General features: G+C 36.7%; 8 protein-coding genes and 1 pseudogene. 3 read left to right on the top strand and 6 right to left on the bottom strand.

Annotation, left to right across the window (positions count from 1 at the left end; genetic code table 11):
• Positions 1-241, bottom strand: a pseudogene (locus FJR38_RS03920) (signal recognition particle protein); the annotation flags it as partial.
• 172 nt (positions 242-413) lie between these two features.
• Between FJR38_RS03920 and FJR38_RS03915 the strand changes: the two are divergent.
• Together FJR38_RS03915 and FJR38_RS03910 are read left to right on the top strand one after the other, a co-directional pair.
• Positions 414-995 (top strand): hypothetical protein, encoded by a 582-nt coding sequence (locus FJR38_RS03915; RefSeq protein ID WP_371418140.1) that lies wholly within the window; start codon positions 414-416, stop codon positions 993-995.
• A gap of 62 nt (positions 996-1,057) precedes the next feature.
• Positions 1,058-2,365 (top strand): hypothetical protein, encoded by a 1,308-nt coding sequence (locus tag FJR38_RS03910; protein WP_168535497.1) that lies wholly within the window; start codon positions 1,058-1,060, stop codon positions 2,363-2,365.
• 8 nt (positions 2,366-2,373) lie between these two features.
• Here the strand turns inward: FJR38_RS03910 and FJR38_RS03905 are convergent, their stop codons facing one another.
• From FJR38_RS03905 to FJR38_RS03885, 5 genes are all read right to left on the bottom strand, one after another.
• On the bottom strand, positions 2,374-2,835 hold the full coding sequence (locus FJR38_RS03905; protein ID WP_168500060.1) for a DUF29 domain-containing protein: 462 nt from the start codon (positions 2,833-2,835) through the stop codon (positions 2,374-2,376).
• A 27-nt stretch (positions 2,836-2,862) separates the two neighbouring features.
• Positions 2,863-4,593 carry an asparagine synthetase B gene (locus tag FJR38_RS03900; RefSeq protein WP_168500058.1) on the bottom strand — a complete coding sequence of 577 codons (1,731 nt, stop codon included), beginning with the start codon at positions 4,591-4,593 and terminating at the stop codon, positions 2,863-2,865.
• A gap of 74 nt (positions 4,594-4,667) precedes the next feature.
• Positions 4,668-5,267 carry a superoxide dismutase gene (locus FJR38_RS03895; protein ID WP_168500056.1) on the bottom strand — a complete coding sequence of 200 codons (600 nt, stop codon included), beginning with the start codon at positions 5,265-5,267 and terminating at the stop codon, positions 4,668-4,670.
• Positions 5,268-5,915: 648 nt separating this feature from the next.
• Positions 5,916-7,532 (bottom strand): bifunctional pantoate--beta-alanine ligase/(d)CMP kinase, encoded by a 1,617-nt coding sequence (locus FJR38_RS03890; RefSeq protein WP_168535495.1) that lies wholly within the window; start codon positions 7,530-7,532, stop codon positions 5,916-5,918.
• Positions 7,533-7,682: 150 nt separating this feature from the next.
• Positions 7,683-8,810 (bottom strand): septal ring lytic transglycosylase RlpA family protein, encoded by a 1,128-nt coding sequence (locus tag FJR38_RS03885; RefSeq protein ID WP_168535493.1) that lies wholly within the window; start codon positions 8,808-8,810, stop codon positions 7,683-7,685.
• Positions 8,811-9,563: 753 nt separating this feature from the next.
• Between FJR38_RS03885 and glsA the strand changes: the two genes are divergently transcribed.
• Positions 9,564-10,336: glutaminase A (glsA, locus tag FJR38_RS03880; RefSeq protein WP_168535491.1), on the top strand; the 773-nt coding region annotated here is incomplete at its 3' end.

The raw sequence follows: 10,336 nt of genomic DNA, 5'->3' as shown, positions 1-10,336 counted from the left end.
GTCCGGCAGTATCAATAATTACTGTATTTATTCCTTCGGCTCTAGCTCTTTCCACACCTTGACGGGCAATTTCTACGGGGTCTGCTTCAATTCCTAGTTCAAATACTGGGACATCAATTTGTTTACCCAGGGTAATTAACTGGTCAATAGCTGCGGGACGATAGATATCTGTAGCCACTAGCAGACAACTACGGTCTTGTTTGCGTAAATGCAAAGCTAATTTAGCGGTGGCTGTGGTTTTACGGTTGAATGTTTCGGAAGATAGTCGTATTGGTGTGACTTCGGCAGATTTTGATGAGGCTGTTTCTATTACTCAGGCTGTGGGTTTAAAGGTGACGGGTTTACATTTTTATCGTGGTACGGGAACTAATGCAACAACCGCTTTTATTGATGTTATTGATTCGGTTTTAGAAATGGCGCAGAAGTTACCAGATTGGCAATATTTAGATTTTGGTGGTGGTTTTGGTTATCCATATCATCATCAAGGTGCAGCTTTTAATTGGGAAATATTTGGTAATGAGTTAAGTACAAGAATTGGCAATTTAGGAAAAAAGATTAATTTAGTAATTGAACCGGGACGTGCTGCTATAGCTGGTTGTGCTACTCTGTTGGCTAAAGTTGTTTCTGTAAAGTGGCAAGGAGAAAAACAAATTATTGGTGTTGATTCTACTGTTGCTAATATATCCGTTCCTGCTGTACATGGGAGTTATCGAGAAATTGTTACTTGGAAAAATTCAAGTTCAGAAAAATACACAACTGATGTTTGTGGAAATACAACTTACTCACGGGATTATTTAGGAAAGAATTGTCAACTTCCTGCGTTAGAAATTGGCGATATTATAGCTATTTTAGATGTTGGTGCTTATGGTTATGCAATGTCTTCACATTTTTTACATCGTCCCAAACCTGCCGAAGTTTTACTAGAAAATAACACACATCATTTAATTCGTAAACGAGAAGATTACAGCGTTTTACTTAACAATCAAATTGTATGACTCTTTCTTTGCGCCTTTGCGTGAGATAATTTATCTAACAAATAATCAATTGTTCTAAAACTATGAAATGTATTAACTGCGGAACTGATAATAATTTAAAAGATAGAACAGCAAATCAAGGAAGATGTAAACAATGTAATCATCCTTTTGCTTTTGAACCTACAAGCATGGGAAATGTGAAGATTACAGATCCTATGTTTGCTAAAATATTAGCTGATATTTCTGCTAGTAACACATTATTTTTTACCCCCAAACAATTGCTTTACTTTTTAGATAGTCGGTTGAGAAATAAATCATTTCAATCATTACAATTTGCCAGCTTTTATATTTTCATGAATGTTTGGTTTACAGGATTTGTCGGTGGATTTTTAAGCGGAATAATTGGTAATAATTCTTTTTTAATTGCAAATTTAATTTATCAAGTTTGCGTAGTTATTTATTTGTTTAAAAATACGACTTCTGCTAAATTAAATAATCCCGGTCGCAAAGCAAGTGCTAAATCTTTACAAAGACTGGGAGTTTTAATTTTAGTTGTGGGAATATTAGCAAGTTTGTTTGTATTCAAGTCGTTTATTTTATTTGTTGCTATTGTCATCATAGGAACATCTTCATTATTTTTAGGAACTCAACAATTAGGAAAAATTGGCAAATTAACCCAAGAATTACTAATTTCTCCAACCCAATTACAAGATTGGTTAAACCGCTGGGAACAAATCAATAACGCACCTGAAAAAATTCTTCTTTCTCCACGAAAGGAAATTACACCTGCGTTAGTAAATCCTGATGTAACTGCTTACAGTTTTGATAGATTAGTAGTTTGTGATAGTTCTACTACTGCACAATTATTAATTGCTAATAATTTCCATTTTGAAAATAATTGTGCAATTCTCAGCATTACTGGTTATCCCGAAAGTATTTTCAATACAACAATGGAAATGCTTCATCGTAACCCTGATTTAAAAGTTTATGCAATCCATGATTGTAGTTCTAAAGGTATTAGTTTAGTTAATCATATTCGCAGTAGCGATCGCTGGTTTCTAAATAGCAATGTAACAATTATTGATATTGGACTTTTACCCCGACAAATTATGGCAACTAAGCGAGGAATGTTTATCCAATCTTCTCCTGATTTAGCAACCACAGCTAAACAGTTATCTGAAGAAGTTCGTCAAAGTTTAACTTCGGAAGAATTAGCTTGGTTAGATGCTGGTAATTTTGTAGAATTGGAATCTTTCACCCCACAAAGGTTAATTCAAATTCTGAGAAGTGCTATTATTTCTGCAAGTTATAATTTTGCAATTGATAATAGTAGTATGATTTTAATTGGTGATTCAGGAAATGATATTTATATGGTGGAAAGTTTTGGATAATAAGCTGGTTACAAATTATGCTCCCAATATTTGGCAGATAAAAGTAAATCAGTACCAAAATCAAATTGCCATGTATCAGGAAAATCTGTTTGTTTATACTCAACGGAAACAATATCTAAAGCATCAATATAAACTTCTGTGAATATTTGTGCAAGATAAGGTTTTAAGCTGGGAGATTCTTTCAATAAACCTTTTATTTGTTTTCGTTGTTCTACAATAGTGACTTCCCAACCGTTGAAGTTTTCAGAACTGTTAACATACATTCGCTTGAGAATATGAGCTATCAACACTAATAGTCGGTTTCTTAATTCTCGTCTTTCGCTCTTTCCCAAACTTTCAATTTCCTCAATTAAATTTTCAAAATCAAGATTTTCCACGTCTTTTGCTTTAAGTTGAGCAACGGTTCTTTCACACCAAGCTAAAAAATCGTATTCATATAAAATATCATGTTTTGGTATGTTTTGTATCATTGTTCTTCCTCCTGGAATGATTTTTACTTAATGTCCTAATTTTTTATTTACCTGTAACCAAATTTCTAAACTTACCAATAACCACAGTTTAACACCATAACGTCCCCAAACATCCCCTTTAAAATCTAACCAATTCCGCAACATCTCTTGATTAATATAAGCTGAAATTTCACTATTTCTATTTAACAATAATTTTCTTGCTTCCCTTTGCCAATATTTCCTAAACCCTAATTGCACAGGAACCATCATCCCACTTTTAGGACGATGAATAATACTATCTGGTAAAATATCACTAACTGCTTTTTTCAAAACTGCTTTTTCTTCTACTCCTGAAAGTTTATATTCTGGAGGAATTTGCATACTTAATTCTACTACACGCTGATCAAAAAGCGGTGATAAACCTTGTAAATCTGCTGCTTGAGTTAAATTATTGACTTTTGTTAAAATTTGATCTGCACCTTTAAATTTAATATTCAATGCCATTAATCTATTTAAATAATTAGCATCGGCATTTAAATCATGGTAAAATACAGATGGTTCATTTTTTATACTTTGCCAAATTTCTGGTTTTAAGAGTTGTGGTAAATCTAAAGCGCATTTTTGAAAAGAAATTAAAAATGCTTGTAATGAATCTTGATTATTAACATAACCATATAAACTATTAATTAGCATGGGTTGATTTTTTGGACCCCCAAAACAAGGATCTCCCCCTTCTCCATTGAGAGTAATTTGTACGTTTTCCCGTGCAATTCTGCCTATTAATAAGTTTGGTACTGTTAAAGGATCACCAATAGGATCATCTAAATAAACCATTGTTTCTGGAAGACGTTCCCACATATCCCGAAAGGTAATTTCCAATATGTGATGTTGCGTTTGACAATGTTCAGCAACTAAGTTAGAAAATTCTAATTCGTTTGCGGTTTCTGCACCAAAATGAATTGAATAGGTGTGAATTGGTGCATGATGTAATTTCGCTGCTAATGCGGTAATGCTACTAGAATCTAAACCACCAGATAGGAAAATACCAACAGGTTGATTTTCGGGTAAATATTCTTTAACAACTTGTTCAAGTAAAGAACGGAGTTTTTCTCCATACCATTCTATCGGTTGATTTGTGTCTATAATCTGTTCTTTTAGTTGCCAATAATGATAAACTTGTCCTGATGGCATTTGCAGCCAAGTACCGGGACGAATTTCTTTTACATCCTGCCAAAGTGTCCTTTCTCCAGGGACAAATGCACAACAAAGATAATCCCGCAATGCGACTAAATCTAAGTTATTAGAACGATAAGGTGTAAGAGTTCTTAGTTTTGAAGATATCCAAGAAGTTACACCAGTATTTGTATAATATAAAGTCCAGCTACCAATGGCATCTCTAATTAAATATAATTCTTGTTTTTCACAATCCCAAACTACTAACCCAAACATTCCCAATAATAGGGTTAAACATTCAGAATTGTATTTTTCCCAAAGTTGTGCAATCAGTTGTTGATTACTACAATTATCATTAATCTCAATTCCTATATTTTGTAGTAATTCCTCTCGGTTACTTAACCAAATATCCCCAACTACTACAAATCTTTGACTATAACTGATTGCAAATTGATGTGGTGCGGAAATAATTGCAAATTGCTGATCTTGCCAAATTACATCTGCTGTCAAATTATCTAATTTTCCGTAAGCTACGCACCAATTAGGCTTTAATTTAATATTATTTGCTGGAGAAGATTGTGTATTTTTAAAAAAATTAAATATCATGGTTTAGATAATTGACAATGGACAATTGACAATTGACAATTTAAAATTATCAATTGTCAATTATCAATTAAAATCTAACCAGCAAAATTTGCAGCGACAAAATCCCAGTTCACTAAATTATCTAAGAAATTCTTGATGAATGCAGGACGAGCATTTTTGAAGTCAATGTAATATGCGTGTTCCCAAACATCAATGGTTAGCAATGCTTTTTTACCATGTGCGAGGGGGTTTTCTGCATTGGGGGTTTTCATTACTTTAAGAGTACCACCATCATCAACTAACCAAGCCCAACCACTACCAAATTGAGTTGCAGCAGCGGCAGAAAATTCTTCTTTGAATTTGTCGAAGCTACCAAAGTCTTTTTCAATTTTAGCAGCTAGTGCGCCTGTAGGTGCGCCGCCGCCTGCTGGTTTTAAGCAATTCCAGAAGAAAGAGTGATTCCAAACTTGAGCGGCATTGTTGAAGATTCCAGCTTTAGTGGAGTCTTTAAAGGCAATTTGAATTACTTCTTCCAAAGACTTATCAGCTAATTCTGTATCCTTAGTCAAGTTATTGAGGTTGGTTACATAAGCTGCATGATGCTTACCATAGTGATATTCAAAGGTTTCTGCTTTCATGCCATAAGACTCTAAAGCATTAGCAGCAAAAGGTAAGGGGGGTTGTGTAAATGCCATTTTGTGAAATCTCCTCTCTTTAGTGTTTTTTCGTTAAAAGCTATGAAAGAAGCTTAGGAAACGACAGGTTTTGTATAGTGTTGTTTTATATCCTTAATGTCAGAACATAAAACTTAACGTTTTTATTCTACTACCAAAGTGAAAATTCCCGCCAAGTAGTTTGTAAATAAAGCAAATAATCGCAAAACAGAGAGTTTAATCATCCATCAAGGCTAATATCTATCTCAAGGTAGATGAATCAATCTACAAATAGTTTAGGATGTTGTTTAAGTTACTATAATTTGAGTAAATATCACTAAACATTTTCTCTAAATAATGTAAAGACGTTTTAAATAATATAGAGACGTTCCATGGAACGTCTCTACAAGATAAGCTACATTTAGTTTTCACAAGATGTCTAATGATGGTAAGCACTCACCACCATTTTCAACTCAATTTTCAACAGGGTTTTACGAGTGACTCCTGCAATATTAGCGTAAGTTGCTAGTTAGGAAAATTGTCTGAATCAGGATTTACAGGATTTAAGGATGAACAGGATTAAGACTGAGATTTTATCACCAATTACCCATTGGTTACTGAGCGATCGCCTGCGTGGCGTAGCCATAGTCGAAGTACCAGCCTTAACTAGATGACTAGCAACATGGGTTATTACCAGTGCGATAGACGCTGATTGTAATGGTTGACAATTTGTGCTGCAACTTCAGAGGCTGTTAAACCATCGGTTTGGAGTTCAATAGCATCAGCGGCTTTTTGCAAAGGGGAAATTTTACGAGTGCTATCTTTCAAGTCGCGTTCAGCAATTTCTCGTTCTAGTTGTTCTAAACTCAACATTGAACCTGTTTTTTGAAAGTCTTGCTGACGACGACGCGCTCGTTCACCCACAGAAGCGGTTAAGAAGATTTTAATTTCGGCATTGGGGAAAACATGAGTACCAATGTCTCGGCCTTCAGCGACTAAACCGCCCCGTTGTCCCCAACTTTGTTGTTGTTGGACTAATGCTTGACGAACTGCACTTTGAGCAGCGATCGCTGATACAAGAGATGTCACCTCAGTTGTGCGAATTTTTTGAGTCACATCTACATCGTTGATCTGGACTCTGACGGGAGATTGCAGACTTTGGCTAGGAGTTAATTCAATTTTACACCGCGTTGCTAATTCAGCGATCGCACAATCATCATCAATGGCAATTCCCTGTTCTAGCACTAACCAAGTAATCGCCCGGTACATAGCCCCTGTATCTAAGTATACCAACCCTAATTGGTGTGCTACTTGGCGAGCGACGGTGGATTTACCCGCCCCAGCAGGTCCATCAATAGCGATAATCGGTTGGCGTAGCCCGTCATTGACATCGCTCAAAATCGTATTGTCAATTAACCGTGTAGAACCAAGACGAGCAGCGATCGCCAACATTCCTTCATCCTCAACTTTTTCTAAAAACATCAACGTATTCGGTTCAACCAATTCAATATATTCCAAGCTGATATTGCTAACTTTTGCGATTTCTTGCCGCGCCAATGCTATTAGCTCACCACTGTCACGAACGCCAGCCCGAAACGCCGCTTCAGCTTGCCGTAAACCTTTAAATAACACCGTTGCTTGCTCTTTTTCTGTAGCCGTCAAATATTGATTACGAGAACTTAAAGCCAAGCCCGACACTTCCCGCACTGTGGGACAAGCCACAATCTCTACTGGCAAATTTAAATCAGCTACTAACCGTTTAATAATTGCGAGTTGCTGACCATCCTTTTGTCCAAAGTAAGCTCGGTCAGGTTGTACCAAATTAAAAAGCTTGGTAACAATTGTTGCCACACCTTGAAAATGACCCGGCCGAAATTTACCACACAAGTTACATATCATATCAGATGGCGGGATCACTTGTGTCACCTGAGTTGCTTCTATATTCTTCCCAGGTACACCAATTTCTTCCGGAGTCGGGGCAAAAATCACATCTACTCCCGCTTGTTCACAAAATTGTCGGTCTTGCTCTAAAGTTCGGGGATAGCGTTGATAGTCCTCATTTGGTCCAAATTGTAGGGGATTGACAAAAATACTGACAATCACCGTCGAATTTTCCTGTTTAGCCCGTTCAATTAAACTCAAATGCCCTTGATGTAAACTTCCCATCGTTGGTACTAAACCAACTGCTGTGGGATACCAAATAGTTTCTTCATCAAGTTCAATATCCTCTGGTAGCCGGAGGTGGCTATTCCAGCGACGTTGATGTAAATAGCAGCGTAAGGCTGCAACTGTTGTCAGCACACGCACAAAATACCCCTAATTCTTTTCGATCCTTTCCCCCGTTAGTTTATATCTGATAGCGCCGAGTGGCACAAGCCATAATGGGGGATGAGATTGATGAATTAGGGGTATTGAGGATAGTGAAGAGCGAAAAGAGAGTTGGAACTAGGAAGCGAGTTATCTTCCTAAAACCTCAAGATGAACTGGAGCAAGGCCACTGCCGACCATGCCTAATACCCTCGCAGCACCAGCGGAAACGTCAATAATCCGACCACGGATGTAGGGACCTCTGTCATTAATTCGCACGACGACAGAACGACCATTGCGGGTGTTAGTCACACGGATTCTTGTTCCCATGGGTAAACTCCGGTGAGCCGCAGTTAACCCGTCAGGATTATATCTTTCACCACTAGCTGTTTTGTTACCAGACCAATCATAACCATACCAGGAAGCTATACCCTGAAAAGTGAGCTTTACGCCACTGAGGGCAATTTGTTGCGATAGCTTAGGGATGGAGAGTGATTTACCTGTGGGTAAGTTAGCAATTTCCTTGATAGGAGATGCGTTACCTATGAGTCTCCGCAGTCTATTAGTTGCTTGTAAGGCATCTTGGGCGAGATTTTTGGTGGTATCTGCTAGTCTTGTCCCTTCATTGACTTCCACCAGTTCTTGACCGTTGATTTTAATAGTGTAGCGATCGCGAAGCTCTTTATTATAGGAATCTCCTGACTGTTTTTGAACAGAAATCCCTGGCTTTTGGGGTTTATTGTGAATTGAAGAACTGTCTCCTGTCTTCCAACTGACAGTAATTTTGCTTGCGTCTACATTGTTCTCAACTAATTTGTTGATTCTAGCGGCTATGATACTAGCTTTTTGAACTGGGTCATTGTCAATTGAGCTAACTTGCCGACTGAGATTCAGTTTACCATCAGTTTTGCTAGAACTGGCAACTTTGACTGAGTTGGTAGCAACATTATTGTTAATTACGCCAACTTTCGTTTTTTTGTTGCTAACTGGGGTAGACCCCAAAAAGGTGAGAACGGGAATATCCCGAACGTAAAGGGTCGCTGCTTGTAAACCTTTGATACTGTGAGAATGAATTCTCGTAATCACAGTATTTGAGGTGGGGTTTTCTGTTAAGGATTGGTACTCTCCTACTTTGACTGCATCACCTGTCACTGATGCTTGGTTAGTTAGAGAATTTCCTACACTGGTTTGAGTTCGACCAACTGAGGGTAGACCCAAAACAGCTACGGTTATTATTGTTTGGGCAGCGACAGTAGTCCACAAATGTCTTTGATTCATGCGTCCGATTTTAAAGCGACTGTAGAACTTTAGTTTGCTAAATAACGGGTTTTCACTGGTAATAGTGCCACCCCTTTGAAACTCGAACTCGTTCCGCTTTCACTTTTTGGTTTGTAACTGGAATAGACTAACATGAATTTCCAGGTCTGGGGATCAGGGTTTTAGCGTAAGTCTGAGCAACCGGGCTAAATTTCCAGTCGGGTTTGGGGATTGAAACGGTGTTCAATTGCGGACTTCGGCTATGTAACGTTTTTTTTGAGAATTTCCATATTTTCTTATGAAGACTTAACATAGAGCGATCGCCTTATTCAACAGTTACTACTGATACGCATTCTTAGTATTTAAGATAAATTTTGTATAAAATCTATTTTATTGTTTAAATATAGATTTCTCTGGATTAGTCTTAATTTTCCAGAGACTTAATTACCTCAAACTCCATTTATAGATAAGTTTATATGAAAATACGGTTGATAATTTTATTTACAAAATAGGTCATTTACCATATTGCATTTCAGTAAATATAACTAAATTTATAATTTATACAGTTATAAGTATTAACCAAGCTTTACTAAGTAAAAAAAATATTTTTTCTCTAGTAAGTATTTATTCTTATCCCAAGATAAATAATCAATGAGACAATAAAAAAGGGTGACAAGCGCGTATACATGAACTTTTAAAGTATTAAAAATTACATTTGACTTGTTTTCTCCGGTAGTTACTCAGTAATCAATTTTATATCAAGTTATCAAACCCATGTCTAAGCTAGAAAATTCAGAGATATTACAACCAGCACTTTTAGACATTCTCAAAGAATTACATTCCCAGTATAAATCCCTCAAAGAGGGTGTAGTCGCAAACTATATTCCCGAATTAGCAAAAGTAAATCCCGACTTATTTAGTATTTGTATTGTTACCACAGACGGTCAAATTTACGAAGTAGGAGATTTTCAGCAACTATTTACTATCCAGTCAATTTCCAAAGTCTTTGTTTATGGACAAGCATTAGCAGATCATGGTAGAGATTATCTTTTAACTAGAGTCGGGGTAGAACCAACAGGAGACGCATTTAACGCCATTATTCTTGATGAACAGTCCAAACGTCCTTATAATCCCATGGTAAATGCTGGTGCTATAGCTACTACCAGTTTAATTAAAGGCAAAGGAGCAACAGAAAGATTAAATAGATTATTGGAAATGTATCGGCGTTATATTGGTAAAGATATATTTGTAGATATTTCTGTATTTACATCAGAACGTAGTACGGGACATCGAAACCGCGCCAATGCCCATTTAATGTTAAATTTTGGCATGATTGACCAGAATATCGAAGAATCATTAGATTTATACTTTCAACAATGTTCTGTCATGGTCAATTGTCGAGATTTAGCAGTGATGGCAGCGACTCTCGCTAATAAAGGAATTAATCCAATTACCCAAGAACAAGCAGTAGATACTTGTTATATCAAAGATATATTAAGTGTCATGTACACCTGTGGAATGTATAACTTCGCCGGTGAATGGGCGTA

This window comes from Anabaena sp. UHCC 0253, assembly GCF_009712085.1.
GTDB lineage: Bacteria > Cyanobacteriota > Cyanobacteriia > Cyanobacteriales > Nostocaceae > Dolichospermum.
The sequence above is the reverse complement of the archived record's forward strand: the minus strand, read 5'-3'. Positions and strand labels throughout refer to the sequence as shown.